The sequence below is a fragment of the Acinetobacter sp. NPDC052428 genome (genome assembly GCF_044547685.1).
Lineage (GTDB): Bacteria > Pseudomonadota > Gammaproteobacteria > Pseudomonadales > Moraxellaceae > Acinetobacter > Acinetobacter lwoffii_G.
The window spans coordinates 1-26,970 of record NZ_JBIUAT010000034.1; the positions used below are offsets into that span (position 1 = coordinate 1).

Here is a 26,970-nt window from a genome sequence, read left to right on the forward strand (position 1 = left end):
CAGCTCACCAAACCACCGACTAAACCACATATACCAAACAAAACAACCACCCAATCGAACAATGATCATATGGACTGGTATTTATATAAAATCAGGCATTTAGTTGAAAATATGTTTTGTAGATTAAAGCAATTTAGAGGAATAGCTACTCGATATGACAAGCTGAAAAGAAATTATCAAAGTTCTGTTGCTTTAGCCTGTATATTTTTATGGCTACCTTTATAGGGTTAATTATGAACAGTAAGTGTCAACAGACCCTATATTTTCAAATAATGAATCATTTAATCATTTTCTTGATATGATCTTAGTCATGTAATTAATTTTTATCCTATATAGATACTATGTAATTATCGGCAATCTCGTCTTGTCAGCCTAGAAAAGCTCTCCTATGATAGAGCAACAAATCATCTTTCATGATCGAAGAATAAAAAGGATAACATCCTGGGAGAAGAAAAATGCAGTATCAATATCATTGTGCCTGCTGTGAAAAAGTAGTCGACTCTACAGAAAAATCATGCTCAAACTGTGGCTCACATCATATTCGCAGCCCTTTTGGTTTCTGGATTTTATGTCTAGTAGCCTGCCTCGTTACAGCAATCGTGTTTAAAGTCGTGCATTTGTATGTGCAGTCACAACAAGAAGTTCCCGTACAACACTCTATACTGGACGTTTTAAAAGAAGAAGATAAAAGACTTCGCTAAATTTATTCACCTCACAGCAAAGACCTGTTGGTTCAAACAGGTCTTTTTATTACTCTTGAATAATTCAAATAGCGATGCGGAAAATGGCCTCATCAAATCCAGATTTGATTTACAATAGCTGTGGATTTGAATGAGAGATGTGCCATGGTTCAGTTAATTAAAAAAGGTGGATTGCGTGAGCGCGCTAACCGTAGCCGCAGTTATCAAGGCTCTGAAAATACTGAAACCACCTTAAAGCCTAATCGTTATCAAACGGCGGTTAAAACACTAGACAATTTAGCCTCTCCTATCTCAGCCTCACCAACTTCTCCAGCATTAAATGAAGATATACCACTTAATTCATCAGAATAAGTGCGTCATACCATAACCACAATGCAAATAGCAGAAATAGTCCGCCTGAAATCATATCAATATAACTCCCCGAACGCTGGTACAAGGTTTTAATTTTTGGTTGAGAAATCAACAGCATCAATAAAGCGAAGGTGATAAAGGTCTGCAAAGGAATAATCACTGCCAGCTGTGCTTTCAAATAATCAGAAGCAGACGAACTCAAGGCCAGTGAAAATACGCTACTAAAATAGATCAGTGTTTTAGGATTAGAAAGATTGGTCCATAAGCCCAGCATAAAATAGTTTTTAGCTTGCATCTGTCCATTTGTATCGTCGTCAGTCTGATGTCTGTTTTTAAAGCTATGCACACCACCCTTTAACATGGCCCACCCCATTTTAGCCAGGAACATACCACCCAAAAGCATTAAGGCTTGCTGAATCCATGGGAACTGGTCAATTAACACGGTAAAACCCGCAAGTGTCAGTACTACCCAAACCACAATACCGGCAGAGATCCCAGCAATAACTTTCAGGGCATTCTGGCGTGTGGTAGATGCGGCACTTTTGGCAATGAGCAAAATATCGGGGCCAGGACTCAGTTGAGCAACAAAATGCAGGAGACAGATCGTAAAAAGCAGAGACATTAAAATACGGTGAAGTTATAAAAATATATTATAACGTTTGTTCAAAGATATTAGAAAGTTCCAATAAAAAACCGAATCATCAGATTCGGCTTGAATAGAGTTTTTTAAATAAAATAATTATTTCGGATTGATATCTTTCATTTCAATTTTTTTCGCCTCAGGTCTCACTTCACGTGCTTCACCATCAATAATGGTGGAATCACCGCGACCTGATTGCTGATTTTGCATATCCTGCATTTGACGCATCATCTCGGCAAATGGATTTTGGCCTTGTGCCCCACCCATATCGCCCATCATGCCACCCATCATTTTCTCCATCATGAGTTGCTGACGCTTCATCATCGCTTTCATCATGGCAGCTTTAAAGACCTGCTGAACCGCTGGAATAAGCATCAATACTGCCAATACATCGGTAATCAATCCAGGAATAAGCAGAAAAAAACCTGCCAGAATTTTAGGTAAATTTCCTGTTAGTGCAGGGTCTGCACTCATCTGCCCCATTTGCATTTGCTGCATCTGTGGCATGACACCGGCCGAGTATTTACGGATCAGATTCATACCAATAAAAAATGCGGCTACAAACCAGAAAAATACGTACCACATGCTCCCGACGAGGTCACCCACGCCAATCCAGACAAATACTTCTAGGATTAAGCCTGCAAGGATAATAAGAAATAATTTCATGAAAATTAATCTAATCTCAGTAAAATAAATAATAGGATGCTGGAATCAACTGCTTCATCAGGATCAAGCTTTTTTGATACGCTTATGTAACAATATGGGCATTATTCTATTTTTAAAGTGCGGGCATGTCATTAATTATTGGGATTGACCCCGGTTCTCGTTTAACCGGTTACGGAATTATCGAAAAAGACGGCTCCAAACTGACTTTTGTTGATGCCGGCACCATCAGAACAGAAACGAAAGAAATGCCTGAACGTTTAAAACGGATCTTTGCCGGCGTGGAGCGCATTGTAAAATTTTATGGCCCTACTGAAGCTGCAGTCGAACAGGTCTTTATGGCACAAAATCCGGATTCTGCCTTAAAACTTGGTCAGGCTCGTGGTGCTGCTGTTGCTGCACTGGTCAATCTGGATTTGAAAGTCGCTGAATATACCGCGCGCCAGATCAAGCAGTCTGTAGTTGGCTACGGCGCTGCAGATAAAGAACAGGTACAGATGATGGTGATGAATATTCTAAAACTCAGCATCAAACCGCAGCAGGATGCCGCCGATGCTTTAGCTGCTGCTATTTGTCATGCCCACGCCTCAGGAAGTATGAGTAAAATGGCGGTATTGAATGCGCTGGGCGGTATGGCACGTGGCCGTAGTCGTGTCAGCAGCCGTCGTCGCTAAGGTTTAACGCAATATTTTAAAGTCTTGAACATTTAGATCGTATTTCAGATATTCCTGAATAATCGCTTGTACAGTTGCACGAGCAGGCCCTTGCCAACTTCGTGCAATCATTTCCTGAAGCTGAGAATCTGTTCCAACCATCACAGCCTCCACTTCACCCGTACTTAAGTTCTGCACATGTCCCTTCAGTCCAAGTCCTTGAGCCTGCTCGGCAAACCAGTAGCGGTATCCGACTCCTTGTACTTGGCCTGAAATATTCAGTTTGATGACTGGCACACTATTCTCCTTAGCGATTCACCACCTGATAAATCGCATGTTTCATATCCTGAGCCTGCAAACCACGTTGGCCATTTTTGGCCAGTTCATCACCTGCAAGAGCATGTAGCGTCACAATTTCATGCAAATGGATGGTTTGTGCAAATTGTGCCTTTAAACTGGCAATCATTCCGGCCAGCACATCCCCCATTCCGCCAGTTCCCATACCGGCATTCCCGGCATTGCAGATGTAAAGCCTTTCTTCCAGAATCAGGCATCCTGAACCTTTTAGCACCCACTGTCCCTGATATTTTTGTTGCAGGGCATGAATAGCTGCAATCCTATCCATTTCGACTTCCACAGTGCTACATGCCAGTAACGTGGCTGCTTCCCCAGGATGCGGAGTCGCATAGGTCTTGGAATTCAAAACTTGCGGCTGTTGGGCTAAAAACCACAGCGCATCTGCATCCAAAATAACCTCTAGATCAGATTGCTGAATCAGCTCAAACCAGATTTCGTATTGCGCTTTTGCCCCACGATCACGACCTAATCCCATACCAAAACACACTGCATCGACCTGCTGAATCAGTGCTTGGCGTTGTTCCTGAGTTAAAAGATTGATATCACGCAGCATGATATTCGGTGCACGTGACAAAATCGCGGTGTGGTGTTTTGCATCACAAACGATGGTGACTTTACCTGCTCCGGCAGCAAATGCTGCTTCTGCTGCCATAATCACAGCACCGCCCATATCGGCATGTCCACCAATCACCAAGACATGACCATAACTACCTTTATGACCAAAGGCTTGGCGTTTGGGTAATTGGATCTGATGTGATGCAAGCTGGGCAATCGGTTGAATTTCTGCGTCTGTTGGAATAGCAGAGATTAGTTCGATGTTGCCCGCATATTCTTTGCCTTGTCCAGTAAACAATCCTGCCTTGAGCCCCAAACCCGTGAAAGTATAGTCAGCTTTGATCGCAGCAGGCAAAGGCTGGCCGGTATTGGCATCCAATCCACTCGGAATATCAATTGAGATTTTGAGTCCAGTTTGCTGATTGATCGTTTGAATAACATTTTGCCAGTCAGAATCCAGCTGACGGTTTAGACCAATTCCGAATAAGGCATCGATATAGACCTCATATTCAGATTGAAAATTAAAATGTGAATAAGGCTGCAAACCGGCTTGCTTGGCTTCCTGCACAGCCGATGCCAGATCTTTGGAACTGCCCAGTTCAGCTGCATAAATATCAACTTGAAAACCGGCTTGTTTTAAATATTTGGCCACCAGATAACCATCGCCGGCATTATTGCCCTGACCACAGCAGACCGCGATTTTTTTTATTTTTTGCTGAGAAAATAAAGTGATCAGCCGCTGACTAATCCCCCAGGCGACTTGTTGCATTAAACCGTAGGAACTATTTTGCTGCTGAAACCAGCGCTGCTCCCATGCTTGTAGATCGCGGCTATGGTAAACTTGTTGCTGCATTTCTTATTCCCTGTCTTTGGTTTATGACAACTCCCGATTCTCACCCGCAAATTCAAGTTTATCAACAAGATCCAGCCGAGCTAAAAGCATGGATTAAAGCGCAGGCTTTAGAATTGGGTTTTTCTGATTGTGTCATTGCCAAACCGGATGCTCAAGCAGAATTAGCACGCTTACAGGAATATCTGGATCGTGGTTATCAGGGTGACATGAAGTTTCTGGAAGATAATCTAGAAAAACGTGCCAATCCCGCCTTACTGGTTCCCGGCACACGCAGCATTATCTGTGTGCGTATGAATTATCTGGTCGAGGCACCAGAACCACGTTATATCCCTTATGCACCCAATTCTGCCATTATTGCGCGTTATGCTCGTGGCCGGGATTATCACAAAACCATGCGGGGTCGCTTGAAAACCTTGGCAACAAAAATCCGGGAAAAAGTCGGAGATTTTGAATCACGCCCATTTGCCGATTCTGCGCCAATTTTTGAAAAATCGCTGGCTGAAAGTGCCGGCATGGGCTGGACAGGTAAACACACCCTTCTGATTCATAAAACATCAGGCTCATTCTTTGTTTTGGGTGAACTGCTTACTTCACTGGAACTGCCTTTTGATGAACCTGCGACGAAACATTGTGGCTCCTGTACCGCGTGTATCGACATCTGTCCGACTCAAGCCATTGTAGAACCGTACATGCTGGACGCACGACGCTGTATCGCCTATCTGACCATCGAATATAAAGGCATCATTCCCGAAGATTTACGACGCGGAATTGGTAACCGGGTTTTTGGTTGTGACGATTGCCAGCTGATATGTCCATGGAACAGTTTTGCCCAAGTCACGTCGGTAGAGGATTTTCATCCACGGCATGGACTGGATCAGGTGAGTTTACTGGATTTATGGCAATGGGATGAAGCCACCTTTTTAAGTTCGACTGAAGGCAGCCCTATGCGTCGTACGGGTTACCAAAGCTTTATGCGCAATATCGCGATTGGTTTGGGCAATGCACCCTTTGATGGGCAGATTATTCAGGCCCTTCAGCAACAGCGTGATCAGCATGATGGAATTGTGCAGGTACATATCGATTGGGCCATTCAAGAACAACTGGCAAAATCCAGCTAATTTTTTATCGCCCTTAAAAATATATTTCAACTTTACCTAGATTCACAGTTTCACTTAAAAGCCTTACACACCCGTGTTTCAGACTATGGCATAAATAAAAATAGTCAGAAATGAAGTGGAGGAAAGATGATGTCATCAAAAAATCCAAATCAAGAACTGTTGGAGCAGCTTCAGCATGACCAGCAGAAGCAACAACAGCAGCAGCCGCAACATGGCCCGATTAATTCCCCAAAAAATAATCAGCATGAACAGGATCAGCGTGTGTTTAACAAGCAGCACCGTAGTGATCTGCATGGCCAGGATATTCATGGAAATCACAGTAATAAATAATCTGGTAACTGAAAAACAAAGCTCACCTCGTGTGGGCTTTGTCATTTATATAAGGTCATATTTTGCTAGTGAAGCAAGGGCGAATTTTTATTAAGATGAACCGAATGATAAATAAACACAGTTAGGGAAAGAGATGAACAGTAGTGATGCGGTACGCAATGATTGGTCACGTGAAGAAATACAAACACTTTATCAGCAGCCTTTAATGGATTTAGTGTTTCAGGCGCAACAGGTTCATCGTGAACATTTCACCGCCAATACCGTTCAGGTGAGTACCCTGCTCTCGATTAAAACCGGTAAATGTCCTGAAGACTGTAAATACTGCTCACAATCAGCCCATTATGATTCCAAACTGGAAGCTGAAAAACGCATTGCGGTCGATAAAGTGATTCAGGAAGCAAAACAGGCGCTGGCATCAGGAAGTTCACGTTTCTGTATGGGGGCTGCATGGCGCAACCCGCATGAACGCGATATGCCTTATGTGCTGGAAATGGTGCGTGAAGTTAAAGCACTCGGTCTGGAAACCTGCATGACACTGGGGATGCTAAATGGATCTCAGGCTGAACGCTTGAAAGATGCTGGACTAGATTATTACAACCATAATCTGGATACTTCTCGTGAATACTATTCATATATCATCAGCACGCGTAGCTTTGATGATCGTCTGGATACTTTGGATCATGTGCGTCAGGCGGGTATGAAAGTCTGTAGTGGCGGTATTGTTGGTCTAGGTGAAAGCCGTGATGACCGGATCGGTTTATTGTATGAACTTGCAACTCTGGCGATTCATCCGGAATCTGTGCCGATCAATATGTTGGTCCCGATTGAAGGCACACCGATGGCAGATGTAGAAAAACTGGATGTGATTGAGTGGATTCGTACCATTGCCGTAGCACGCTTGTTGATGCCTAAAAGCTATATTCGCCTTTCTGCAGGGCGTGAATCCTTAAGCGATTCGGATCAGGCTTTGGCATTTATGGCTGGTGCCAATTCTATTTTTTCTGGTGAAAAACTGCTGACGACCCCTAATACATCCCAAGGCCGGGATCAGCAACTTTTTGCAAAATTAGGTCTAGTCGCTGAACAGCCAAAACCAAGTGTTCGCAGCTTAGCGACAGATGCCATGGCAAGCTAACAACTGTTTAAGTTGATGAACTCGCAGAAAAGTTATGTGCAGTAATTAAAATGCCATAACGGGCATTCAGATAATCTCCGACTCGGATTTGATCTACTCCATTGGCATGATGCACCATCAGCGCTTGCGTGACTGCATCATAGCTAAAGGAGTCATAACTATCTTGATGCAGGCTGAGCCAGTGCAGCGTATCTGCCAGGTTGCTGTCGACGATATAGGTATCTGCATGAAAATCTTTGCTCATATGCCTGTTCATCATGTTGAAATTTCCCTTTAATTTTAACGGAAATTAGCCCATAACAAGCATAAAAAAGTGAGCCATTGCTCACTTTTCTTGCAAAAACTTTAGTCCTTATTCGTACCGCACTTACGACACTCCCTGTGTTCCCCGATTTCTTGCATTTGCTCATATTCATAAATATGCAAACAAAACAATTTTCTTAAAAGCTGAAGCATCATTGAAACTCCTGTTTAATCATTTTTTTAATACGCTTCTTAAGATATTCCGTCCTGAAACATCATGATTTTTGACTAAAAAATCATCTCATATTAATTAGCATAATTTTTTCAGTTGTAAAATGCATTTCATCTACTTTTCACTTTTTTTGCAGATATTCTTTGAACTACATCACAATTATTTCATAAATATGAACTTTTTTTTTGATTAAAGAGGATGTTTATGGAATTTAGATAACAAAAGTAATATCTGCGGGAGATGCTTTTTTATTAAGCTGGTAACGAAGAATCTTTATTGAAAGGCAAACTAGAAAAGTTCATTATCAGTGGAGGCAACCCATTTTAAGTCCTTCGAGATAAGAACGACGATCAATTAAGTGAATTGCTTACTTCAGATTTCATAATATCCAAAAACAAAAAACCCCTTACGATTAATGCACGTAAGGGGTTGTTTTATATGGTGGGCCCAGACAGACGAAAACAATCCCCTACCCCATTGTTTTTAATAAATTAATTTTTAAGTAAAAAAATCAGGATACAAAGCAGGATACACGATTCAAATGCTTCTTTTTTGATCAATCAAACTATTTAATACCACTTTACTCCCCCACTACATCAATTTTTTATTGAACTCTAATAATACATAGTCTTTTAGTGAAGGATGAGCCGACATCAATATAGTGACAATTGTCGATTTGAGTATGTTCTTTTACGATGGTATGTCCAAGGTAGATTTCATCAATATTTTTGACGATATCATAGTAGTCTGAGTGATGACGTATTCTCCCCCGCCCCCACAAAGCATTTGTATAAGCCGATGTGATTCCAGGAATTTTATAATCGCCTTTCGCTATATCTTCTTTAAAGCTATTCCAATCATTGATATCAATGTCAGCGTGAACTATACCTATCTTTTTATTTGCTAATCCAACTTCTATTACTAATGGCAATTCTTTAAAAAGATTAATAATTTCAAGCTGCTTTTGCTTTGATAACTTATAGAACCATTCTCCGCCATTTCGTTCATGTATATCTCTAATTTTAGAGTCATACTGGCCTCTTATACACATCTCCTCATGATTCCCACGAACGACGCGAAACCATGGCAGATCTAGTAATGAAATACATTCAAGATTTTCATTACCACGATCGACCAAATCTCCTGTGCAAATGAGTACATCATTTTCAAAATCAAAATTAATTTTTTGAAGTTCTTGCATTAAAAGGCTATAACAACCGTGAAGATCCCCTACGATATACAATCGTATCTGAGGATTTAGTTCGAAATGTAGAATTAAGCGATTAGTCATCAACTAATCCTATTTAGTTATCCCGTATATAAGATATATATCTAATGACAATCTATCCACAAACTTTGATTTAAAGGTGTTATTCAGTCATGTTTTGTCGAATGTCCTTTATACATTTCCTGAGCAACACCTTTTCAATTACCACTTTTAAAGCTTTTCTATCTGTTTAACTTACTCTTATGCAACTTCCTCTACTTCTTGTACTTCAACCCAACTCATTAATTCTTTTTCTAAATCTATAACTTCTGCATATTCCGGTCTTATCAATAGCTCTGTATATTCAGATCCGTTCTCCTCATTAATTACTGAATCTTGCATCAGGAAGTCATTTTTAAATGAACCTGCTTCAAATTTTACTCTTAAAGTAGGTAAATCCTTTGACTTTACGATTAGTGAAGGATTTTCACTACTGGTAGCAACTTCAACATACTGTACTTTAGATTCGTCGAAACCATTTTTAAGCAGCTTTGAATATAGAACATACGTTCTTAGTTCAGCATGAGCACCATTCATTTGTCTTGAACTTAGTAGATAAATTTCGTTTTCATTATGGAAACGTATCTGATATTTCTGACAATATTTAATAGTCTTAGGTTCTTTAATGAAATAACTACGCCAGTCTTCAATCTGGCTAATATTATTTGAAATAATATTTTTCAAGCTTTCAAACTCATTACCTTCATTTATTTGATTTAGTAAAGTTTTAAGCATTTTACATCTGTCTTTATCTTCAAATACTTTTCGCCAATTTTCATTTCTTTGACGAACTGTATTAAAAACTTGTCGACCAAAACTCCAGTTAGATCCATCCTTTACTAAATAATCTCCAATACTTAATAAGCTTCTATGGAAAATATAATCTTCATCTTTAAGAAATTTATCAGTAAAAATTTTACTGGAGATTTCTGCATACTTCGTGAATACATCCATAGAAACATTTTGATTCTCCTCATCTTTAGCATAATCAATTAAAAAACTGATTTGCCCATAGAAGTAGTCATGTTTCTCATACTTTCTAAATAGTGATTTCCATGCTGCATTATGATGTATCAACTCTGCTTTTTCTATTTCATGCTCAATATGCTGTTTATCAAATGCCGTAGTAAGTTTTTTAAATATTTCACTCGTCTCAGTCAATGAACGGATTTTATCTAAAATATTATTTTCAGCAATTTCCACTGACAAGTGATTGATTGCATCCAAAACACTAATTAAATCTTTTTCAGCATTAAAATAGTTTTTGGCATTATTGACTAATCGCTTTGTAACATTAAACCAATCATCGAATTGGCTTTCATTATTAATATTTGCATTATAAAAATAGAGAATTGCAAATTGTGCCTGAGCTTCATAAGAACTATCTTTAGAGTTAAAAATATTCAGTAAAATGTCCTGGATATTTCCTTCACCACTATAGTTCTTTAGAAACTCAAAAAGCCTAAAAATATTTTGCATAATCTGCGCTTGTGAATCCGCATTTCCCAACAACATTTCATATTCATCTGTTGTAATAATTAGGTTTTTTCTTAAACGGCTGACTAAACTTTTTTCATCTTTGTCATATGTGCTCTCTGTTTTTGAATTTTTTAATGTTGCCAATACATAACTATGACACAATAAGCATGACTTAAAGAACTGCATATACATCTCATCAAAATTGAGATTTTGAGGCTTGTTAGTTTCATCGCTTTTACTTGAAGACTGCCTCAAGGTCCATAAGTAATCAGTCCAGTCCCGATCTATTTGATTAAAGAAATCTTTTCTAATCTCAGCATCTATAGATTTTTCTAAATATCCCTGGAACCAAGCTTTAAAATTTTCAAACTCAGTAAGCTGAACACCCCTAGCATTCATCTTAATGTAAAGTTCCTCACTCAGCGCAAAGTCATTCATTGGCAGCAGATAAAAACAAAGTACTTGGTCTATTGTCAGGGCTTTCCATAAGCCAATTGCAGTTACTCCTGAGGCATCTACTAATTTTTGAAACTGACTGTGAATTTCATCCAACACCGTCAACATCGACATAACTGTAGGATCTTTTTTCCAAACAGCTAAATACCAAGCCTCATTTTCAATCACTGTAGACAGCTTATTACCCTTAGTTACCTGTTTTGCCTGTATCTCATGACCATGCTGAATGAGTGCAGAAATAAACATTCTCGAACTTGCTCGAGTTTGATAAGTGAATTGACCTAGATGTTTTTTAACTTCAATTTTCTGAAGTTGTTCTTCAGTTCTATTTGCCAGATACCAATGCAACAGGAACAAAGTCGTCAATCGCTGCTGACCATCCAACAATTCCAATTCATCTTGATGTAAGGCGCCGTAAATAAAGTCCAATTCTAAAGGGTCTAAGGAAACAAGATGATCAAACAAGTTTTTAACAAAGCCTTTTCTGATCTGTTCAATTTGGCGGTCATCTTTTCGACCTTGGGCATAATCACGCTGAATGATAGGAATAACAACTTTATATTGCTGTAAGGTATTCCATAATGTGAATGTCGCCATCTTATTCTCTCCCTATTCCGATATGGTTGAGTTGAATACCATATCTTTTAAAACAACCTATTAAAGCTTTTTTATATGCATCCCTGTCAGAAGTACCCCATTTCAACATTTGGTTTACATCCTGACTAAAGTACTTTGAAAATACCTGTTGAGATGCTAAAGGTATAAAACTGGTTTTCAGGTCTGTTTCGCTATTTCCTTGTTCCCATTCTTGTTCACTACTAATAATGTCTTGGCGTTTAATAAAGAAAGGAGCATTACCGATCGAACGATTAATTTCATCTGGTAGAAGACATAAGTTATCAAGTGTATGGACATTTTCAGATGTCTCACCCACTACGGCGTATAACTCATTCAGATATTCATTTTGTAAGAGATCAGACTCATTCCTGTCGGCCACTTTACATTTATCCAGTGCTGCCCTTAAACCAGCTTGATCTTCACTAGGTACATTGTTAATGATTTTATCCTGGTCTTCAAACCAACTTTTTAACTTATCCTCTTGCGAAAGTTCTGGGCTTTGCTGGGCATGTATATGCTCAATATCCCATTTGCACGCATAATATTGTTTAAACGGAAAACGTGTTCTTTGTTGCTCATGGCGATAAATATTAAACAACGTTAATAATGAGATCAGTTTTGGTCGTACATTACTACGTTCATAATCAATAGCCTCAAAAGCCAAAATTTCCTTATCTTCTTTTTTTTGCTTAAAAATGGTTTTAAGTTCTTCTTCAATAAAGCCAATCAATACATGCTCAAAATTATCTCGTTTACTTCCCTTAGCCGCTTCCCAAAGGTTCTGTATCTTCTTATATTTCTGACCGATTAAATAACCAATTAAATGATAAAGATGATCATCTTGATACCATTCATTTAAGCGTTGAAAACCAGTCAATACATCTTGCCAAATTGACTCGATGACTTCTTTAAGTTGTTCTTTGGAATTGACATCACTTTTGAACTTGCTTGCATAATAAAGGAAAGTTTGATGATCTTGCTCAATGGCTGAATGTTCCGACTTAGATTTTTGTGCAATCAAATCAAAGATCAATTCAATACGCGTATATTTATTCGTACCTTTATGCGGACTTAAGAATGCCCAAAAATCTTCATCCTGTAAGGATTGTTCGATTAAATCCCACTGATTTGCCATTTCAATCTGTTTTTGAATAGCAACTTCTGGATTTTCATAAGCTTTGACTATGTTTTGTAGAAACAAAGCTTTAAGTAATTCAGCATCTGTTAAAGGAATCTTACCTTGATTCAAGCGAGTAAAAATTTCTATAGATTGTTTTCTAGAATCTTCGTTTTCTTTACTACGAACTGCATACCAAATCACTTTAGTATTCTTTAAAAGCTTGGACTGCCAATCCTCACGGCTAAACCCTGCTTCCTCCTCTTTTTTCAAAAACCATTGCTCGACGGCCTTGTAAGCTTCAAAAAAATAATAACTATCAATTGTACTTAAAGGAGTCTCACTAACATTTTCTGTCAAATGAGATAATTGATTTAAAAACTCTGTGCTTTCTTTTCTGGTTTCATATCTTAGGTGGAAAAACCTGTCTTTATTCAGGTAACTTAAAATAATAAAAATCGTGGTCATACGCTGTTGACCATCTATAAGCTCCCAATAATATTGAGCATCACCTTGCTCAACCAATTTTGTTCGCTTAACCACTACAGGTTGTAAACAATAAAAATCAGAAGCTCTTTCAAGCTTAAACTCATCAATATCATCTAATAATGCTTTAACCTGTTGGGGCTTCCATTTATAGCCACGCTGATAGCTGTCTACAAAAAAGTATTTGTTTCTTAACTTCTCGATGCTCTTAAGTTCAAGAGAATTTTTTCTTTGCTCTAAATCATTAATTAGATCACTTAAAGAGCTTTCTGCAATTTCAAATAAATCAGGCTTTTGTCTTAAAATTTCTTGAACTTTTGACAGTAGTTTTTCAGCTTCCAAAGCCTTTCCCTCTATTCTTTTGAACCAATTTAAAAAAATTATTTAATCACTTGATAAACATCAGTCATGTAAGACTTAAATGTCTGTTCGAGTTTTTGCACATGTTCGAAATGCCATTGAGCATGCTTCGGCCATAATACTTCGTTATATCCATCAACCTTTATAATGAATTCAATTCTTGATGATATTTTTTCGTCCAGTCTAAGCCACAATAATTCATGACCAAAATTTTGCTCGATTTGCTGTCTATGTGTATAAAAAAAATCGAATAATTTTTTATTTTCAGATGCTTCCTTTCGTATTAACTCCAACTCTACCCTTAACTTATTTTGAGTAAAAACCAAATTAAAATAACAATGCGCTATACCAGCTCCTATAGAAATCCAACTTGTTCGTGTTGGACCGGTATTGATAAATGAGTTATTTTTGTTTTTTGCAAAAAAATCTAAAAGCTGTTCCCAATATCGAAATCTTAGATTTGATAACTCTCTGTCATTTACTTGTACCGACTTTTGTTCAGCCTCTTTACGCGTTAATCGCACCATATATTCAGATGCTTCAGGGACTGGAATAATTTGCTTAATGTCTACTAGCAACTGCCCATTCAACATATAGGGCGATACTTTTACGCATTTCACATCAATATCACGATCAAGCAGCCATAGCGCCGTATTCGTGACTTCTCTGCGGAACTCACCTGCTACCAAGATGATGCGCTGGCTGTTACGTGGATTCAGTGTGGTTATTTGGATATCTGTTTCTTGATTATTTTCCAAGAAACGCTGAATAAGTAATTTTGCTGTGTTGTGAACTTGATCGGTATCAAAGGCATTATCATCAAGATCAGAATATTCGGGCTTATTTTTGAGCAAGTACTTTGCAAATACATCTTCAATATCATCTGATGTAAACGGCGCTACATAGGATGCATATTTAAGCGCTTGCCAAACGGCATCACGTCCACTGTCGTCACGTTTGTTTTCAATAAGAACTAAGTGACCTTGGGTATCCAATGCCAAAAGATCTAGTCGTTCACCCGTACCATCAAAACCATCGAATTCTTTTTGGATAATCAGTAGTTCTTCGCCCAACGCTTCTGGATGGCTAACGAGCCATTCTTGTAAATCATCTCGCTCTTTAAATTTTTGTTCGCTTAGTTTTGTACCATCTAATGGTTTCAGGTTTTTGTTTGCTGTATCTACTATATATAAGCTCATATTCAACGAACGCATTTATTTAATAAATCATTGTTAATTATTATTTTATCTTATTTTATAGATTCGTGATGTCATCAAATCTGATATTTTTCTCTTAAAAACTAAGCTATGTAAAAGCTAGTCCTCAATGAATTGTATTAATAACTCTTTTGTTAGATAAAATGGCTAATTAACGAGGTGTTTATGAGCAGTAGCAAACAATACCCGGAAAAATTCAAAATTGAAGAAGTAGAGACTTCAGGCACAGTTCTGGCTATGCCTGAATTTTTTTTAAATTTTAAAAGTCCTATACAACAAAAAAACCATGCGTTGCATCTTTTTTTAATTGATCGACTAAACCGAATTCCCAATCCAAATACGCCTGCATCGCATCTTTAGAATTATCTGTTCCTTCATAAGGTCGCTTGTAACGGTCAATTTCTTCAGACAACAAATCCAAGTCAGTTGCGATCGGTAATCCTGCTTTAACCCAAGCTCCATTTCCACCTTGTAGTACATAAACTTTCTGACCATCTTTCAGATGTGCTTGAATCTCAGGAACAGCATATTGTGCAAGTAAACTAGAACCGCAAGTCACCACAATCGCATCTTTATCAGCAAATTTAGCTTGATGCAGTACTTTAGGCACATCCGCTTTTAAAATCCACTGTGCATCTGGAATATGACCTTTTTTAAAGTTAGCGGCAGTTGTGAAATCCCAAATCGCAATATTCTGAGAGGCTTTTAATTCCTGTAACTGTTCAGAACTTAAATATTGATCAATTGAAATCGCTGGCACAGCGGGCTTCCAGCCACCTGTTTCAGTCAATAAAGCATTTGCATCAGTATTCAGTACATATACATCCCAATTCATTTGCGCAAGCCAAGAACCAGTCATATTTGCACGTACTTGCTGATCATCTACTAGGACAATACGTGCGCCGCGTACCGCTGCATAATGATCTGTTTCCTGTACCAATTGACCACCTACGACCCAGCGACTACCCACAAGATGCCCTGTCGTATATTCCTGTTCACTGCGCACATCAAATACATACGTCGTTTTTTCCTGTTCTAACTGCAATTCTTGTAGTTGTTCAAAACTGATTTGCTTCACACCAGCCTTTTCCGCTATCTCAGCAGCATTTTGTTTTGCTTCTGCATTGATTTCAGTATCCGTATCGGCATAAGAGCGCTGTTGACCATGATCCAGTTTCTGCTCAGCCAATGTCCAGCCAATAGTACCATTACGCAAAGCAAAGATTTTATGCGGTAGTTTTGCGTTGATTAAAGACTGTGCGCCAATAATACTGCGAGTACGGCCAGCGCAGTTTACAATGATCGTCGTGTCTTGATCTTTTACCAAAGATGGCGCGCGAAATACCAATTCTGCACCTGGAACACTAATACCTGTTGGAATACTCATAGTATGATATTCATCAAAACGGCGTGCATCTAAAATGACAATATTTTCCTGTCTGTCAATCTTTGCCTGAAGCTCTTCCGCGCTTAAAGATGGCGTGCATTTAAAATGCTCTACCCATTCACCAAAAGCTTTGCTTGCAGAGTTCACATCGATAAACAACTCACCGCCGTCGCGCTGCCAAGCTTCAATACCACCTTCCAGTACAGCGACATTGGTATAGCCATATTCAGCTAATTTTGCATAAGCGCGCTCTATACGTCCATCGCCATCATCGTAAATCACCACTTGCGTATCTAGACGCGGAATACGGTTATAGATTTCAATTTCCAAACGTGAAAGCGAAATATTACTGGCAAATAAAGGATGGTTTTGTGCAAAAATATGCTCTTCCCTTAAATCGACAATGGCAATTTCTTCGCCAGCTAATAATTTTTCACGGATTTCTTGATATTGAATCGTTTTCATTCTTGAACATCACTCTTTTAAATATTTGAATAGCCAGAAATAAAGCGTTTCGCTGTGCCGTCCAGCTGATAGGTAAAGCGTTCGACTTTTCCGATATTAGCGCCATAAATATGGATACTGATCGATACCTGATCATCAAAGGCATTTTCCACAGCATGAATATCACCTGATGCTGGGCTAAACCAGTCAATGTCGCCGACCGCTAAATGGTCTTTTGGTAAAATTTCATGCAGGCCTACATCATCGCGCTTAAATCCAGTAGATACTTCTGCACCTTCCAACACACCAATTACGCCCCAGACTTCATGATTATGGATTGGGGTTTTCTGTCCTGGACCCCAGACAAAACTAACGATGGAAAAGCGCTCTTCAGGATCGAGATACAATAAATATTGCTGATAAAATTGTGGATGAGGCTGTTTAAATTCAGCATCTAGCCATGCCGAATTCTGCAGACTTTGTTTAAACTGAGGCAGAAATGACTGAATTAAATCTTGCTCATCCAACTGCTGCGCCAAGCCTTGCTCAATGGCATGAATTACAGGTTGCAAGGCTTGAATCTGTGCTGACATTTTATTTCCCTGATTGTTTGGTTTTAAATTCACGATCAAATAAACTACTGACATCAATTTTTTGATTCAGTAACTGATGCTTCAGATAAAAATCAGCAGTTGCTTGTGACGTTGTGATGACATCATCTTCAATCGCAGTCCATTTGGCATTTTTTCGTTTGAATGCCAGTGTTGCAGGCTCTTCTGGAATGCCAGTTATTTTGGCTAAATCTTTACCAAAAGATTGATAGTTTTTGTTGACCCATTCTTGTGACTCTTCTAAACGGTAAATAAAATCCTGAATAGCGATGCGTTTCTGCTGATCCTGCAACGCTTTTTGAGTGCCAGCTAGGAAGGTAAAACCAGAATATAAACCACGACCATTTTCGATAATTCGAAAACCATCGATAACTTCTGCATAGGCTGTGTATGGATCCCAAACAGCCCAAACATCCACCGAACCATTTGATACAGCCAACTTTCCATCCGCAGGGGGCAAAAATTTAAACGCCACATCCTCCGCTTTTAACCCTGCACGCTCAAGTGCTCGCAGTGTCACGAGTTGACCAATTGAACCTTTGTTTGCTGTGACTGATTTACCTTTTAAATCTTGAATCGATCGAATTGGGCTATCTTTAGGTACCAGCAAAGCAACCGCATATGGATCATAACGATTGACCGCAATCGCTTTAGCATGCCCACCGTTGGCATTGGCAAAAATAAACGGTGCATCACCTAAGTAACCGATATCAATCCCATTGACATTAAGTGCTTCTGCGACTGGTGCTGCCGCTGGAAATTCGTACCATGAAATTTTGTAATCTATTCCATCAAGCAATTTTGATGCTTCTAATTGAGCACGCATACTGCCCTTTTGGTCACCAATTTTTAGTTCAACTTGGTCATGTGACACTGGCTTTTGCGCATCTCCTGCAGCTGCCTGTTTTGGTTGTTTCGAGCAGCCCGTGAATACCACGGCCGCTGCTGTTAAAACACCAATCATTATTTTTTTCATCGTGCTGATTCCTGAGTTCAACAAACTGCTTTAAGCAATCTTATTTAATTTATCTAAAGCCTCTGTTTTTTCACGGATACTTGGCAATAATTCTCGGCCATATTCCACTGCGTCATTCAGGGGATCGAAACCACGAATTAATACACTGCTAATCCCAAGCTTGTAATAGTCTGCGATAGATTCAGCCACTTGATCCGGCGTACCGACCAATGCTGTCGAGTTGTGGTTGCCATGTACCAAGCTAGAAATCCCTGTCCACAAATTTCGGTCATGTACTTCTCTTCTAGATAGATCAACCAAACGTTGTGCTCCCACACTTTGTGCAGTTTGTTTGTCTTGACGTATTCCTCGATCTTCAATTTGCTGACGCGTCAATTCATAAATGTGTTGTGCTTTTTCCCAAGCCAATTTTTCAGTTTCAGCAATAATCGGACGGAATGAAATATTGTATTTAAGCGGATTTTGACGCGAAAATAGCCCCGTATTACTTTGTATTTTTTCAATTAAATCAGCCGCTTCAGCTAAAGGCTCACCCCATAGTGCAAATACATCTGCATGCTCCGCTGCAACATTCAAAGCCTCTTGCGAAGAACCGCCAAAATAGACAGGAAGGTGAGTTTGTGCAGGTTTGATTTCAGAAAAACCATCTTTAACTTGGTAATACTGACCCTGATATTGGAAAGGTTGATTGCTATACCATGACAATTTAACGATGTCTAAAAATTCTTTGGTACGCGCATAGCGCTCTGCTTTGCCTAAGAAATCACCATCGCGCTGCTGTTCTGGATCACTGCCGCCAGTAATCACGTGAATGGCTAAACGACCTTTCAACAATTGATCCAGAGTTGCGTATTTACGGGCCGCTAAAGTCGGTGCAATAAAGCCTGGACGGTGAGCCAAAAGGAATTTTAATTTTGTGGTATTTGCACCAGCATGTGCTGCAACAATAAAGCCATCTGGCTGATCTGACCACTGCCCAATCAATACACGGTCAAAACCCGCGTCTTCATGCGCCTTGGCAAAAGCCGCCACATAATCTGCGTCAAATACTGGGCCTTCAGCAGGAATAATTTCAGAAGATTTGCGGTGACCAATCATGCCTAAGATTTGAATTGTCATTTCAATTTCCATTATTTATTAGAACTTGAAACAACTGTAATCAATTAAACAATATGCGTAAAATAAATATTTATAATAAACTAATATTAAATTTATGCATAAGATGTGATTTTGAAATTATGCTAAATTTAACTGCTGGTTAAAGCGTTCCATCACTACATCAAAAACTTCAGTCTGTGTTTGGCTGAGGTCTTCACGGCGCGCATTATAGACGATTACGTCCAAATTCAATTCTTCGACATCTATGATCGACATCTGTGCAAAATGTGGATTTTTTGAGATCAATTCCTGCGCAAAAAAGCCTGCACCAATACCTTGACGCACTAGATCCAACTGAATACTGGCACCAGTAACTTCTATTTTTAAATTTAAACACTGACGCTGCAGTTCTAGCTGATCAGTCAAGAACTGACGGAAACCACAGCCCTCATTGTTTAAAATCCAGCCCAATTCCTGCAAGTCTTCCCACGTTGATATACCCGATTTACTTAAGGTCTTAGACACTACAGGTCGGATATGCAATGCACCCATAATTTTTAGTGAATAATTTTTTGGAAATGCACTGTGTTCCTTTGCAGTTGAAATAACACCATCCAGTTCACCTTGCGCCAATTTAGACAACAAGTCCTTCCCCCAACCAGTGCTGATTTCAATTTTGACAGAAGGAAAATCTTTTTGAAGTTCTTGCAACATGCCGAAAATACCAGATTCTGACAAACTATTAGGTATACCGATTCTCAACAGTGTTTCAGCCTGGCTTTGCAGTGCAATGATTTGTTTCAGGCTATTGAATTCATGCTCAATCACACAGCATTGTTCATAAATTTCACGCCCTTTTGTAGTGAGCTTTAAAGGTCTTGTGTTACGGTCAAAAAGTTGGACAGCACAAGATTGTTCTAAGTTTTGAATACGGCGCGTAACAGCGGGTTGGGTAATACCTAATTGCTGTGCTGTTAGACTGGTAGATTGCAATTTAACAAATGCAGTAAAAGCGTGAATGTCTTCAATCTTCATTGAAAATTAAACCTCGGCATGATGGCACTGCAGCCTGCTGCACTATTAAAATCTTACAAGAAACCCAATTTGAAATCCAAACGGTACAAAATGAAAAGTTCTGAAATTTAATTAAAAATTCCAGAACTTATTCTATGCGAAGTCTAGACTCATTATTGAAAAATGTCAGAGTTCTTTGCATTAATTGTTTTTGGAATTAGATTTTCGCTGTAAAAAGTATCTGCAATCTTTTGTTGTTCAGCCATATCACTTACAATCACAGGCTGTACGTTATAGCTTCGATTTGCATTCGCTTTCAGTACCACATCTTGCGGTAAGTCACCCCATAAAGGACTTAGAATTCTTGCAGCATCGTCAGGGTGCTCTTTAACCCATTGTGCTTTTTTCTGTAATTCAACAATGATCAGCTTTAAAACTTCTGGATGCTTTCCTGCAAACCTGTGTGTAGTGAGATAGTAACGCGTATAGCTTGCAAGTCCTTCACCCGTTCCCAAAATCTTCGCATGCTGAATAACTGTACCACTTGATACATAGGGCTCCCAAGTCACCCAAGCGTCTACACCGCCATGTTCAAAAGCTGCACGGCCGTCTGCCGGGCTAAGCCAAGCTGGCTGAATATCCTTAAAGCTTAAACCAGCTTTGTTTAAAGCCGCGATCAGTAAATAGTGACTGCCAGCCGCTTTAGTCACTGCAATTTTTTTTCCTTTTAAATCCACCAGTGTTTTGATTTTAGAGTTTTGTGGGACTAAAATTGCTTGCGCATGCGGTGACGCCGTTTCTTTTGCATAATAAGTTAGCTCCGCTTTAGCTGCTTGAGCAAAAACTGGAACGGTATCCGCAACATCGGCGCTGACATCAATACTACCAACATTCAATGCTTCCAAAAGAGGCTGACCACTTGTGAATTCATGCCAGTTAACTTTGACATTGTACTTTGCAAGTTCCTGCTCAAGTTCGCCCGATTCCTTTAATAAAGTCATTAAAGTTGATGAACGCTGATAACCAATGCGTATGCTCGAATGTACTGCATCAACAGGCTTTACTTCTATTGCTGGCTGTTCAGCCTTGTTGCAGGCTGTTAAGGTAAAAACACTGAATATCAGTGAGAAGAAAAATAAAATTCTAGTCATTTGCGCCCACATCCATGAATGAAATCGAAGGATTCAATTTCAGCGCATTCTAGAAATAAGCTCTGTACAAAACGAAATAAGTTAATTTCATATTAAAAGACGAAAATAAGAATAATCATTTCAGTGTATACATTCACAAAAATAAAAAAATCTTTTATTTCCTCTTTTCCAAAACATTATTAGTTGAACTAAAAACCATAAAGCATTGAAATATATTCTATTAAATTAATAATTTTTAGCTTAACAGAAAATTTCTTTCCTCTTTGAATGGTTTTCAGACTCATAGCAATATATTTTTCCACTCGCTATACCGCGGTTAATTAACCACTGATTTAGTATTCATTTTTTTAATATAAATTAATTAATAATATTTATTTTAAACATGCTTAATTTTGCACTATGTTGACTGTTATAGAGCAACCGTATCCATGATGATAGGTCAACATAGAGAATAAACGATGATACAACTACAGAATCTGAATAAAGTATTTGTACAAAAGGACAGTCAGTTTACCGCCGTATCTGATGTCAGCCTGAATATTCATCAAGGCGATGTTTTTGGCATCATTGGTTTCAGTGGTGCAGGAAAGTCAACCCTACTGCGCATGATTAACTTGCTGGAACGCCCGAATAGCGGTGACATTAAAATCCAAGGTGATTCTCTGCTTCAATTGTCTAAAAAACAGTTACTTGAACAGCGTAAATCCATTGGCATGATCTTTCAGCATTTTAATCTGCTAACTAACCGCACAGCACTTGAAAACATTGAACTGCCTTTAGAATTCTCCGGTGTATCGAAAGCAGAACGCCGTAAACGCGCGCTAGAATGCCTTGAAATTGTCGATCTATTGGATAAAAAAAATGCTTTCCCAAGCCAGCTCAGCGGTGGTCAAAAACAGCGTATCGCGATTGCCCGTGCCATTGTGACCCAGCCAAAAATCCTGCTCTGCGATGAGCCGACATCTTCGGTAGATCCGCAAACCAAAGAATCTATTCTACATTATCTGGCAAAGATCAATAAACAGTTCGGCATCACAATTGTAATTGTGACGCATGAAATGCAGCTGGTGCACAAAATCTGCAATCGTGTAGCAGTGATGGAACATGGTCAAGTGATTGAAGAGTTTGATCTCACCCAGCCGATCGGCCAACCGGTCAAATCTATTATTTCTAAATTACTGCTCAATGACATCAGTACCAGCTTAAAAGAGGCTTCCTAATATGTACGAAAAAGTAATTGGCGTTTGGCCTGAAATTCAAACCGCGCTGGGCGAAACCTTTTATATGTTGTCCGTGACTATTGTACTGGGAATTATTTTTGGCGGCATCGTTGGCACGGCGCTGTATCTAACCCGTGAAGGCTCAATTTCCAGCAATAAGTTGCTGAATGGAGTTTTAAATGCGGTGGTGAACTTTATCCGTTCTTTTCCATTTTTGATTTTAGCCATTTCCATTGTGCCTTTGACCCGTTTAATTGTCGGAACATCTATCGGTACTACAGCAGCCATTGTTCCAATGACTATCAGTTGTATTCCCTACTTTGCTCGCTTTGTCGAAGCTGCATTATTAGAGGTCAACCGTGGTGTGATTGAGGCAGCAGAAGCCATGGGTGCAACCAAATTTCAAATCGTGCATAAAGTGCTGTTTTCAGAAGCACGCGCAGCGATCGTCAACTCCATCACCATTGTGACGGTGAGTTATTTTTCTTATTCCACGATTGTTGGCATTGTGGGCGGTGGTGGTATTGGCGATTTTGCTATCCGGTACGGTTTCCATCGTTTTGAAACGGACATTCTAATTATCACTGTGCTTATCATTATTTTTATTGTTCAGATCATTCAATTTACTGGCAACTATTTTGTGAAGCATTTAGACAAACGTATTTAAGGGATTAACTTAAAAAATGAAATTTAAATATGCATTGACGGCAACATTAACCACATCCATTGGTCTGGGATTAGTTGGCTGTTCAAAACAGGAAAACACTGCTGCGGGCACTGATGCTATCAAAGTAGTAACTTTGCTGACGCGTGACAATCCACCGCTGCCGCAAATTGCTGAATTTGTCCGAGCCAAAGTAAAAAAACAGAATATTGAACTACGCATTAAATATGCCACTGACGGTCTGATTCCAAATAAATCAGTATCTGAAAATGAAACTGACCTGAACTATTTCCAGCACAGAACCTATATGCAGTCTGCAAAAGAACTGAATAACTGGGATCTGAATGCCATCGGCACCACATTTAACAGCATTTTCGGCGTTTATTCGCCGAAATATAAAAGCTTAAATGATCTGCCGGATGGAGCCAAAGTTGTGATTCCTTCTGACCCATCCAATGGCGGTCGGGCGCTGAACCTCCTGGCCGCAGTACATTTAATTGAGCTGAAGCCGAATACCGGTGCGAAAACTAGTGTCAAAGACATTAAAGCTAATCCGAAACATTTGCAGATTGTTGAAGTTGAACATGCGCTGGTGCCGGTGAGCTACAAAGATTCAGATTTAGCGATTATGGACGGTGCATATACAGCGCACGCCAGCCTTGTGCCAAAGCAGGATGCACTGTATTTGGAAGAAAATAATCACAATTATGATGCGGTGCTAGTGGCAAATTCTAAGTCACAGCAAAAAGCTGAAGTGCAAATAATTAAAAATGCATTCACCGCAGATGATACTCGGGATTTTGTACTGAAAAACTATTCAGGCACAGTCACTTGGGAAAAACAGTAAGCGTATAGGAAGACTAGTTTTATGAATATTAAAGTTAAGGAAGTGTCAAATACAGCACTTTCCTACCATGAGCATCCAGAATTTCTTGCGCTGATTGATTCAATCAAAACGGATTTAGCGGTTCGTGATGCTAACGGCGAACAGCCACCGGCTCAGATTGTTCAATATTTAAAATCAAAGAAAATTGGCGCACTCCGCCTGCCGAAACAGTATGGTGGTCAGGCGCTTAGCATTGAAGAGTTGTTTGCCGTGATTATCGAACTAGGCCGTGCAGACTCAGATGTGGCGCATATTTTCCATTCGCATTTTCAGTTTACCGAAGATGTACTGAGACATCCTGAGCCCGCCTACCGTGAGAAATGGTTTGAGCGTATTGCCAGTGGCAAAATTGTCAGCAATGCACTGGCAGAACCATCTTCGTATAATGTCGGCAGCGGCAAGCTAATTACCCATATTCTGTATGAAAACGACCAGCTGTTTTTAGACGGCAAAAAATATTTCACCACCGGCACATTGCATGCCGACTATGTGATGGTTTTTGCGCAAAGCCATTTAGATACCTTATGCCATGTTGTAGTACCGACTGACCGTGAAGGCGTAGAAGTTTTTGATGACTGGCTCGGCATCGGCCAGCGCAACACCGCCAGCGGCACCACACTGTTTAAGCGTGTCGCTATTTTCGAAGATGAAATCCGCTGGCCTAAACCAAACGGCTTGGTGAATAAGCCATTTGCGCAGCTGTATATTCAGGCCATTATTGCAGGTCAGACCAAAGCTGTGGAAGACCGTACTGCTGTGCTACTGGCCAATCGCGGCCGCACGTTCAGCTACGGCAATGCCGAACAGGCGCGTGATGAACCACTTTTCCTTGAAAAAGTAGGGGAAATTTCTTCTATTGCTTTTATTGTGGAAAATGCCGTTTTGCGAGCAGCGCGCTCACTAGACCGTGTCGTCCAGCATCTGAACCGTCCGAACTATGATGCCGTACTGCAGCAGGCCGCTACAGATACCGCAAAAGTAAAAGTCGCAATTGATCCGCTAGCGCTCAAAGCTGCCAATCTGATGTTTGAAGTCATCGGTGCTTCCGCTATGGGACGCGATACGCTAAATGACCGTCACTGGCGCAATATCCGTACGCTATCAACGCACAACTCAGTCAGCCTTAAAGCCAAGGTGTTGGGCGATATTTTGGTCAACAAAAAAACAGTGCCGAACGTCGGCTATTTCTAACACAACAATGTAATTTAAACGTCCTGCAAATTTGGGGCGCTATTTAAAATAACCGCGAAAACTGCGCTTTTGAGAGAATATCTATGAAATTTAAATATGTGTTGACTGCTGCGCTTACAGCATCGATCGGCTTTGGGTTGGCTGGCTGCTCCAAACAGGAAAAAACTGTGTCTGCTGATAATCGTGATATCAAAGTAGTAACACTGCTAACCCGTGACAATCCTCCTTATCCGCAAGTGGCTGAGTATGTACGTGAAAAGGTCAAAAAACAGAATATTGAGCTGAAAATAAAATATGCCAATGACGGCCTGATTCCAAACAAATCCGTGGCAGAAAATGAAGTGGATTTAAACTATTTCCAGCATAAATATTATATGCGGTCAGCGAAAGAGCTGAACAACTGGGATTTGGTGGCACTTACCTCGACCTTTAACGGTATGTTTGGCGCCTATTCGCCTAAATATAAAAATATCAATGATCTGCCGGATAAAGCGAAAATTGTGATTCCTTCAGATCCTTCGAATGGGGGACGTGCGCTGAACCTCTTAGCACGCGCGCATCTGATCGAGCTAAAACCTAATACTGGTGCAAAAACCAGCTTAAAAGATATTACTGCCAATCCTAAGGATTTCCAGTTTACTGAAGTAGAGCATGCACTAGTGCCAGTCAGCTTTAAAGATGCTGACCTTGCAATTATGGCGGGCGCATATACGGTACATGCAAACCTGCTGCCAAAACGCGATTCGATTTACTTAGAACAAGATAATCAGGAGTATGACAGCGTCTTAGTATCAAATAGCAAGGCTGCTGAAAAGCCTGAGGTACAAGCAGTAAAAGATGCATTTATTGCGGAAGATACCCGCGAGTTTGTACTGAAAAATTACACAGATACAGTGACTTGGCCAAAACGCTGAGACCTGAGAGTAACTGAATAAATAAGGATGTATATGAATACTTATACCAATCATTTGAAAGATTAAGTTCTGCACTTTTTGCAAAGTGATCCTAGACAGTAGTTCCCTCTATATTTTCTTAAAAATTTCTGCTAATAGGCTTCAGGGCTTAACCAGCTATTGGCAGAATGCCTTCTAATTCGATTGTAATAAATCTCAATATATTCAAATCTGATTGTCGGGTAGTCAGACGCAGTTACCTACGTCCAACCCCCTAAGAACCGTGCATGCGAGTTTCCCAGCACACGGCTCAAGCCTCTGCTAAGGCGCCATTCGGCACCCGGTTATACATCGTTGACATTGGCAAACTAAACACTCCTCGGACAATACAGATGGTAAATCTCAAGATTAGCAACTGCATCCGTTCCACCATGACTTCGCTTCACAATATGACGGCTGTGCCAGGGTGTATCTTTGGTGACTGGTTTAAGACAGGCGCAGCAGCGACCACCTTGATTTAGCCACACCCGATACAGCTTGGCTCGCCCCTTTGCGGAGACCAGCATTCTTTTCCCCCATCGGGAGTCGAAGTACTCATCCCATG

Annotated in this window: 27 protein-coding genes and 1 pseudogene; 12 read left to right on the top strand and 16 right to left on the bottom strand. The window is 39.8% G+C overall.

Annotation, left to right across the window (positions count from 1 at the left end; translation table 11 throughout):
* The 3 genes and pseudogenes from ACIG3F_RS13690 to ACIG3F_RS13700 form a co-directional block, all read left to right on the top strand.
* A pseudogene (locus tag ACIG3F_RS13690) lies at positions 1 to 244 on the top strand (IS5/IS1182 family transposase); the annotation flags it as partial.
* Between the two features lie 211 nt (positions 245 to 455).
* Complete coding sequence (locus ACIG3F_RS13695) at positions 456 to 701, top strand: hypothetical protein (protein WP_085064560.1); 246 nt, start codon at positions 456 to 458, stop codon at positions 699 to 701.
* Between the two features lie 144 nt (positions 702 to 845).
* On the top strand, positions 846 to 1,052 hold the full coding sequence (locus tag ACIG3F_RS13700) for a hypothetical protein (RefSeq protein ID WP_085064559.1): 207 nt from the start codon (positions 846 to 848) through the stop codon (positions 1,050 to 1,052).
* Here the strand turns inward: ACIG3F_RS13700 and ACIG3F_RS13705 are convergent.
* Entirely contained in the window at positions 1,036 to 1,674 is a 639-nt protein-coding gene (locus ACIG3F_RS13705; RefSeq protein WP_085064558.1) for a LysE family transporter, read from the bottom strand. The genes ACIG3F_RS13700 and ACIG3F_RS13705 overlap by 17 nt on opposite strands.
* A 117-nt stretch (positions 1,675 to 1,791) precedes the next feature.
* A complete protein-coding gene (locus ACIG3F_RS13710) occupies positions 1,792 to 2,358 on the bottom strand; it encodes an FxsA family protein (protein WP_153566204.1) in 567 nt (188 codons plus the stop codon).
* A gap of 125 nt (positions 2,359 to 2,483) precedes the next feature.
* Between ACIG3F_RS13710 and ruvC the strand changes: the two genes are divergently transcribed.
* Positions 2,484 to 3,029, top strand: a complete 546-nt coding sequence (gene ruvC, locus ACIG3F_RS13715) for a crossover junction endodeoxyribonuclease RuvC (protein WP_085064557.1) — start codon at positions 2,484 to 2,486, stop codon at positions 3,027 to 3,029.
* 3 nt (positions 3,030 to 3,032) lie between these two features.
* Here the strand turns inward: ruvC and ACIG3F_RS13720 are convergent, their stop codons facing one another.
* Both ACIG3F_RS13720 and ACIG3F_RS13725 read right to left on the bottom strand, forming a co-directional pair.
* A complete protein-coding gene (locus ACIG3F_RS13720; RefSeq protein WP_180086933.1) occupies positions 3,033 to 3,305 on the bottom strand; it encodes an acylphosphatase in 273 nt (90 codons plus the stop codon).
* 10 nt (positions 3,306 to 3,315) lie between these two features.
* Entirely contained in the window at positions 3,316 to 4,773 is a 1,458-nt protein-coding gene (locus ACIG3F_RS13725) for an NAD(P)H-hydrate dehydratase (protein WP_396470299.1), read from the bottom strand.
* Between the two features lie 23 nt (positions 4,774 to 4,796).
* Here ACIG3F_RS13725 and queG point away from each other — a divergent pair, with 23 nt between their 5' ends.
* The 3 genes from queG to bioB all read left to right on the top strand — a co-directional run bounded on the left by queG (position 4,797) and on the right by bioB (position 7,356).
* Positions 4,797 to 5,891: a tRNA epoxyqueuosine(34) reductase QueG gene (queG, locus tag ACIG3F_RS13730; RefSeq protein WP_396470300.1), complete on the top strand. Its 1,095-nt coding sequence runs from the start codon at positions 4,797 to 4,799 to the stop codon at positions 5,889 to 5,891.
* Positions 5,892 to 6,017: 126 nt separating this feature from the next.
* A complete protein-coding gene (locus tag ACIG3F_RS13735; RefSeq protein ID WP_004278929.1) occupies positions 6,018 to 6,221 on the top strand; it encodes a hypothetical protein in 204 nt (67 codons plus the stop codon).
* A gap of 133 nt (positions 6,222 to 6,354) precedes the next feature.
* Positions 6,355 to 7,356 carry a biotin synthase BioB gene (bioB, locus tag ACIG3F_RS13740; protein ID WP_310078390.1) on the top strand — a complete coding sequence of 334 codons (1,002 nt, stop codon included), beginning with the start codon at positions 6,355 to 6,357 and terminating at the stop codon, positions 7,354 to 7,356.
* A gap of 7 nt (positions 7,357 to 7,363) precedes the next feature.
* Here the strand turns inward: bioB and ACIG3F_RS13745 are convergent, their stop codons facing one another.
* From ACIG3F_RS13745 to ACIG3F_RS13795, 11 genes are all read right to left on the bottom strand, one after another.
* Positions 7,364 to 7,600, bottom strand: a complete 237-nt coding sequence (locus ACIG3F_RS13745) for a hypothetical protein (protein ID WP_034438286.1) — start codon at positions 7,598 to 7,600, stop codon at positions 7,364 to 7,366.
* 835 nt (positions 7,601 to 8,435) lie between these two features.
* Entirely contained in the window at positions 8,436 to 9,122 is a 687-nt protein-coding gene (locus ACIG3F_RS13750; protein WP_396470301.1) for a metallophosphoesterase, read from the bottom strand.
* Between the two features lie 177 nt (positions 9,123 to 9,299).
* Entirely contained in the window at positions 9,300 to 11,630 is a 2,331-nt protein-coding gene (locus ACIG3F_RS13755; protein ID WP_396470302.1) for a DUF262 domain-containing protein, read from the bottom strand.
* 1 nt (position 11,631) lies between these two features.
* On the bottom strand, positions 11,632 to 13,596 hold the full coding sequence (locus ACIG3F_RS13760; RefSeq protein ID WP_396470303.1) for a DUF262 domain-containing protein: 1,965 nt from the start codon (positions 13,594 to 13,596) through the stop codon (positions 11,632 to 11,634).
* A 38-nt stretch (positions 13,597 to 13,634) separates the two neighbouring features.
* Positions 13,635 to 14,813 (bottom strand): DUF4268 domain-containing protein, encoded by a 1,179-nt coding sequence (locus ACIG3F_RS13765; protein ID WP_286411960.1) that lies wholly within the window; start codon positions 14,811 to 14,813, stop codon positions 13,635 to 13,637.
* Between the two features lie 286 nt (positions 14,814 to 15,099).
* A complete protein-coding gene (locus tag ACIG3F_RS13770; protein WP_180186132.1) occupies positions 15,100 to 16,683 on the bottom strand; it encodes a rhodanese-like domain-containing protein in 1,584 nt (527 codons plus the stop codon).
* A gap of 17 nt (positions 16,684 to 16,700) precedes the next feature.
* On the bottom strand, positions 16,701 to 17,255 hold the full coding sequence (locus tag ACIG3F_RS13775) for a cysteine dioxygenase (RefSeq protein ID WP_180186133.1): 555 nt from the start codon (positions 17,253 to 17,255) through the stop codon (positions 16,701 to 16,703).
* Between the two features lies 1 nt (position 17,256).
* Positions 17,257 to 18,249 (bottom strand): ABC transporter substrate-binding protein, encoded by a 993-nt coding sequence (locus ACIG3F_RS13780; protein ID WP_218954445.1) that lies wholly within the window; start codon positions 18,247 to 18,249, stop codon positions 17,257 to 17,259.
* 30 nt (positions 18,250 to 18,279) lie between these two features.
* Positions 18,280 to 19,368, bottom strand: coding sequence for an LLM class flavin-dependent oxidoreductase (locus ACIG3F_RS13785; protein ID WP_180186134.1), 1,089 nt, complete (start codon positions 19,366 to 19,368; stop codon positions 18,280 to 18,282).
* Between the two features lie 117 nt (positions 19,369 to 19,485).
* Positions 19,486 to 20,382 carry a LysR family transcriptional regulator gene (locus tag ACIG3F_RS13790; protein ID WP_180186135.1) on the bottom strand — a complete coding sequence of 299 codons (897 nt, stop codon included), beginning with the start codon at positions 20,380 to 20,382 and terminating at the stop codon, positions 19,486 to 19,488.
* A gap of 152 nt (positions 20,383 to 20,534) precedes the next feature.
* Positions 20,535 to 21,524 carry an aliphatic sulfonate ABC transporter substrate-binding protein gene (locus ACIG3F_RS13795; RefSeq protein ID WP_396470304.1) on the bottom strand — a complete coding sequence of 330 codons (990 nt, stop codon included), beginning with the start codon at positions 21,522 to 21,524 and terminating at the stop codon, positions 20,535 to 20,537.
* 446 nt (positions 21,525 to 21,970) lie between these two features.
* Between ACIG3F_RS13795 and ACIG3F_RS13800 the strand changes: the two genes are divergently transcribed.
* The 5 genes from ACIG3F_RS13800 (at position 21,971) to ACIG3F_RS13820 (ending at position 26,387) form a co-directional block, all read left to right on the top strand.
* Positions 21,971 to 22,732: a methionine ABC transporter ATP-binding protein gene (locus ACIG3F_RS13800; RefSeq protein WP_180186137.1), complete on the top strand. Its 762-nt coding sequence runs from the start codon at positions 21,971 to 21,973 to the stop codon at positions 22,730 to 22,732.
* A gap of 1 nt (position 22,733) precedes the next feature.
* Positions 22,734 to 23,399, top strand: coding sequence for a methionine ABC transporter permease (locus tag ACIG3F_RS13805; RefSeq protein ID WP_180186138.1), 666 nt, complete (start codon positions 22,734 to 22,736; stop codon positions 23,397 to 23,399).
* 16 nt (positions 23,400 to 23,415) lie between these two features.
* On the top strand, positions 23,416 to 24,243 hold the full coding sequence (locus ACIG3F_RS13810; RefSeq protein ID WP_180186139.1) for a MetQ/NlpA family ABC transporter substrate-binding protein: 828 nt from the start codon (positions 23,416 to 23,418) through the stop codon (positions 24,241 to 24,243).
* Between the two features lie 21 nt (positions 24,244 to 24,264).
* Positions 24,265 to 25,473 (top strand): acyl-CoA dehydrogenase family protein, encoded by a 1,209-nt coding sequence (locus tag ACIG3F_RS13815; RefSeq protein ID WP_180186140.1) that lies wholly within the window; start codon positions 24,265 to 24,267, stop codon positions 25,471 to 25,473.
* 83 nt (positions 25,474 to 25,556) lie between these two features.
* Complete coding sequence (locus ACIG3F_RS13820; protein ID WP_180186141.1) at positions 25,557 to 26,387, top strand: MetQ/NlpA family ABC transporter substrate-binding protein; 831 nt, start codon at positions 25,557 to 25,559, stop codon at positions 26,385 to 26,387.
* A gap of 347 nt (positions 26,388 to 26,734) precedes the next feature.
* Here ACIG3F_RS13820 and ACIG3F_RS13825 read toward each other — a convergent pair whose 3' ends face one another.
* A complete protein-coding gene (locus tag ACIG3F_RS13825) occupies positions 26,735 to 26,932 on the bottom strand; it encodes an HNH endonuclease (protein ID WP_396470305.1) in 198 nt (65 codons plus the stop codon).
* Positions 26,933 to 26,970 lie beyond the last annotated feature (38 nt).

Excerpts from the sequence above, each read along its gene's own strand:
- ACIG3F_RS13815 (WP_180186140.1), top strand. The coding sequence starts at position 24,265 with ATGAATATTAAAGTTAAGGAAGTGTCAAATACAGCACTTTCCTACCAT.
- ACIG3F_RS13745 (WP_034438286.1), bottom strand. The coding sequence starts at position 7,600 with ATGAGCAAAGATTTTCATGCAGATACCTATATCGTCGACAGCAACCTG.
- ruvC (WP_085064557.1), top strand. The coding sequence starts at position 2,484 with ATGTCATTAATTATTGGGATTGACCCCGGTTCTCGTTTAACCGGTTAC.
- ACIG3F_RS13820 (WP_180186141.1), top strand. The coding sequence starts at position 25,557 with ATGAAATTTAAATATGTGTTGACTGCTGCGCTTACAGCATCGATCGGC.
- ACIG3F_RS13705 (WP_085064558.1), bottom strand. The coding sequence starts at position 1,674 with ATGTCTCTGCTTTTTACGATCTGTCTCCTGCATTTTGTTGCTCAACTG.
- ACIG3F_RS13700 (WP_085064559.1), top strand. The coding sequence starts at position 846 with ATGGTTCAGTTAATTAAAAAAGGTGGATTGCGTGAGCGCGCTAACCGT.
- bioB (WP_310078390.1), top strand. The coding sequence starts at position 6,355 with ATGAACAGTAGTGATGCGGTACGCAATGATTGGTCACGTGAAGAAATA.
- ACIG3F_RS13800 (WP_180186137.1), top strand. The coding sequence starts at position 21,971 with ATGATACAACTACAGAATCTGAATAAAGTATTTGTACAAAAGGACAGT.
- ACIG3F_RS13765 (WP_286411960.1), bottom strand. The coding sequence starts at position 14,813 with ATGAGCTTATATATAGTAGATACAGCAAACAAAAACCTGAAACCATTA.
- ACIG3F_RS13810 (WP_180186139.1), top strand. The coding sequence starts at position 23,416 with ATGAAATTTAAATATGCATTGACGGCAACATTAACCACATCCATTGGT.
- ACIG3F_RS13785 (WP_180186134.1), bottom strand. The coding sequence starts at position 19,368 with ATGACAATTCAAATCTTAGGCATGATTGGTCACCGCAAATCTTCTGAA.
- ACIG3F_RS13750 (WP_396470301.1), bottom strand. The coding sequence starts at position 9,122 with ATGACTAATCGCTTAATTCTACATTTCGAACTAAATCCTCAGATACGA.
- ACIG3F_RS13805 (WP_180186138.1), top strand. The coding sequence starts at position 22,734 with ATGTACGAAAAAGTAATTGGCGTTTGGCCTGAAATTCAAACCGCGCTG.
- ACIG3F_RS13780 (WP_218954445.1), bottom strand. The coding sequence starts at position 18,249 with ATGAAAAAAATAATGATTGGTGTTTTAACAGCAGCGGCCGTGGTATTC.
- queG (WP_396470300.1), top strand. The coding sequence starts at position 4,797 with ATGACAACTCCCGATTCTCACCCGCAAATTCAAGTTTATCAACAAGAT.
- ACIG3F_RS13710 (WP_153566204.1), bottom strand. The coding sequence starts at position 2,358 with ATGAAATTATTTCTTATTATCCTTGCAGGCTTAATCCTAGAAGTATTT.
- ACIG3F_RS13790 (WP_180186135.1), bottom strand. The coding sequence starts at position 20,382 with ATGAAGATTGAAGACATTCACGCTTTTACTGCATTTGTTAAATTGCAA.
- ACIG3F_RS13725 (WP_396470299.1), bottom strand. The coding sequence starts at position 4,773 with ATGCAGCAACAAGTTTACCATAGCCGCGATCTACAAGCATGGGAGCAG.
- ACIG3F_RS13775 (WP_180186133.1), bottom strand. The coding sequence starts at position 17,255 with ATGTCAGCACAGATTCAAGCCTTGCAACCTGTAATTCATGCCATTGAG.
- ACIG3F_RS13735 (WP_004278929.1), top strand. The coding sequence starts at position 6,018 with ATGATGTCATCAAAAAATCCAAATCAAGAACTGTTGGAGCAGCTTCAG.
- ACIG3F_RS13770 (WP_180186132.1), bottom strand. The coding sequence starts at position 16,683 with ATGAAAACGATTCAATATCAAGAAATCCGTGAAAAATTATTAGCTGGC.
- ACIG3F_RS13825 (WP_396470305.1), bottom strand. The coding sequence starts at position 26,932 with ATGCTGGTCTCCGCAAAGGGGCGAGCCAAGCTGTATCGGGTGTGGCTA.
- ACIG3F_RS13695 (WP_085064560.1), top strand. The coding sequence starts at position 456 with ATGCAGTATCAATATCATTGTGCCTGCTGTGAAAAAGTAGTCGACTCT.
- ACIG3F_RS13795 (WP_396470304.1), bottom strand. The coding sequence starts at position 21,524 with ATGTGGGCGCAAATGACTAGAATTTTATTTTTCTTCTCACTGATATTC.
- ACIG3F_RS13755 (WP_396470302.1), bottom strand. The coding sequence starts at position 11,630 with ATGGCGACATTCACATTATGGAATACCTTACAGCAATATAAAGTTGTT.